The sequence below is a fragment of the Paenibacillus sp. PL91 genome (assembly GCF_012935325.2).
In the GTDB taxonomy this organism is placed as follows: Bacteria; Bacillota; Bacilli; order Paenibacillales; family Paenibacillaceae; genus Pristimantibacillus.
This window is the reverse complement of record NZ_JABBYG020000087.1, coordinates 1-416: the sequence shown is the minus strand read 5'-3', so window position 1 is coordinate 416 and position 416 is coordinate 1. Positions and strand designations below refer to the sequence as shown.

General features: G+C 57.2%; 1 protein-coding gene. It reads left to right on the top strand.

What is annotated here, in order from left to right; all coding sequences use genetic code 11:
* The coding region (locus HI950_RS37340) for a dihydrofolate reductase family protein (protein WP_191297241.1) at nt 1-416 on the top strand (416 nt) is incomplete at both ends.

The following is a 416-nucleotide window of genomic DNA, read 5'->3' as shown; positions in this document are numbered from 1 at the left end:
GCTATTAACGTATCTTTGGACGGTTACACTGAGGACGAGCAAGGCAATTTAGAGTGGTCGATCTCCGATGACGAGGTTTTTGCGTTCTGGACTGACTTCGAGCGGCCGATTGGCACCTACCTATACGGGCGTCGAATGTACGAGTCGATGGTGTACTGGGAGACGGCAAGCGCCAAGCCCGGCGATCAACCGGAGGTAATGCGGGAATTCGCGCAGATCTGGCGAACGGCTGAGAAGATCGTGTATTCCCGGACGCTTCAGGCGGTTTCAAGCGCCAGGACTAGGATCGAGCACGAATTCGATCCTGATGCGATCCGGAGGCTGAAGGAGTCTTCAGGGGCCGACATTACGATTGGCGGCCCCGAGCTTGCTGGGCAGGCGATGAGCGCGGGACTGATCGACGAGTGTCATCTGCT